The sequence below is a fragment of the Streptomyces glaucescens genome (assembly GCF_002154375.1).
GTDB lineage: Bacteria > Actinomycetota > Actinomycetes > Streptomycetales > Streptomycetaceae > Streptomyces > Streptomyces glaucescens.
Map to the genome: position 1 here is coordinate 1 of NZ_MUND01000901.1, position 1,599 is coordinate 1,599.

Annotated in this window: 3 protein-coding genes; 2 read left to right on the forward strand and 1 reads right to left on the reverse strand. The window is 69.5% G+C overall.

All coding sequences use genetic code 11. The annotated features are described in order from the left end of the window. The first annotated feature begins 232 nt into the window (after positions 1-232). Positions 233-1,012 carry a hypothetical protein gene (locus tag CCN42_RS39060; protein ID WP_086741927.1) on the forward strand — a complete coding sequence of 260 codons (780 nt, stop codon included), beginning with the start codon at positions 233-235 and terminating at the stop codon, positions 1,010-1,012. Between the two features lie 31 nt (positions 1,013-1,043). Here the strand turns inward: CCN42_RS39060 and CCN42_RS46355 are convergent, their stop codons facing one another. Further along, entirely contained in the window at positions 1,044-1,349 is a 306-nt protein-coding gene (locus CCN42_RS46355) for a DUF6415 family natural product biosynthesis protein (RefSeq protein ID WP_422641259.1), read from the reverse strand. On the opposite strand from CCN42_RS46355, the gene CCN42_RS43975 reads away from it, so the two are divergent. Then, positions 1,287-1,599, forward strand: a 313-nt coding sequence (locus CCN42_RS43975) for a hypothetical protein (protein ID WP_211294897.1), incomplete at its 3' end; no start/stop codon positions are given. The two genes, CCN42_RS46355 and CCN42_RS43975, sit on opposite strands and share 63 nt — an antisense overlap.

Genomic DNA, 1,599 nt, shown 5'->3' on the forward strand with positions numbered 1-1,599 from the left:
GAGGGACTCCGCCCGGCGCGCCGAGAGCACGCACCAGACGCCGCGGGGCCCGCCCTTCGGGCGGACGACGGGACTTTGCGGACACGACCTAGGGAGTTCGGCCCGGCCGTCGGGATGCGTCGGTCAGGCCCTCGACCGGGTGCCGCTTCGACGGAGGACGGTGGAAGACAGCGGGGCTGCGTGGTGAAGTGTGGGCCTCGACAACTCCGACAGCAGGGAGCGTTTTCCTCCGATGACTCCACAGCCCGCACGCCCTGAGCACAGCGGTCCCGAGACCGCCTCGGTCATGGATGTCTCGCCGTTCAAGCCTTCTCTCGTCAAAGCGGTGTTCAGCGACGTGACCCCGATGCACGTCTCTCGGTCGGCCGCGTGGGCCGCAGCGTCGGTGACGCGGACAGTTCTGACGGAGATCATCGACGGCGCGAGGAGAGCGGCGGCGGAGGAGGCCCGGAAGAAGCTGATTCCCGTGGACCTTCTCTCGGCGATCGACCGGAACGTCGAGCTCGAGGTGGGGAACAAGTGGTACGACCACAGCCCGACGTTTCACGGTTCGACCGGTGTCCTGTACGACGCCGAGGGTGTCATCGTGCCGTCTCGTAAGCGCAGCAGGTCGCGCAAACCGAGTGCTGTGGTCGGCGCCCACAGGTTCGAGGCTGGGGTCAAGAAGCTGCTGCGGAGGCAGGGGGTGACGGCCGTCCCAGCGATGGTCCGCGACCTGGACGGAATCGCGAGCGTGTTCCTGACGGACCTCGCCCGGGACGCGGCCATGGTCGTCCGCGAGGGTGGGGGCAAACGCTTCGGTACGGCCACCCTGGTGATGTCAGGGGAACCGGCCCCACCTCCGTTCCTCGATGATTCCCTCCGAGCCCTGTCCACGCGCAGGGGGGACGGGCGGACCATCGGCAGGGATGACGTCCTGGCTGCCACCACGATGCAGTTGTTCGGCGCCAACCTCAGGCACCGAGCCCTCACCGAAGCACGCGAGGCGGCACAGAACACTTCGGCCGGCTGAGCGGGTGCGACCAACCTCGCGGCCCGCCCCCTCATCTGCTACCGCAGACTCGCCGAATGAGATGGCCTCTGCGTGACATCGCCGACGGACGAGGCCGACGCCGGTGGGTGCGTCGTGATGGTCGCACCGGGCGGCTGCGGAACGGACCTGTCATTGCGCACGACTTCGTCGTCAGCTCCGCCTTCCCGGGCGCCAGCAGCCTGCGACGCGTCTCGCGGACACCGGCGAGGGCGACTTGGGTGGAGCGCCGCCCCCGGGCCGGGCACTCGGCGAGTTGCTCGACCTGCGGGATCATCCGCCGCAGAAAGGCGCGGAAATCCTGGTTGAACGGTCGCACACCGTCGTGGCCCAGGAGCGGGAAGCCTCCCTGTCGTACGACCAGTTCGGCACTGTAAGCGCGTGGAGCGATCCGGAGACGTTCGTACCCACGGAACCGGAAACTGACGCCGCGCTGACCGCCGCCCCGGACGCTGCCGCCCGTTCAGGGCCCGACGTACTCGAACACCCCGCCTTCCGGATGCCGCAGCACCGCCCGCCTGCCGTTCGGTGTCGCGGCGGGCGCAGTCACCACCTCGGCGCCGGCCGCC

Excerpts from the sequence above, each read along its gene's own strand:
- CCN42_RS39060 (WP_086741927.1), top strand. The coding sequence starts at position 233 with ATGACTCCACAGCCCGCACGCCCTGAGCACAGCGGTCCCGAGACCGCC.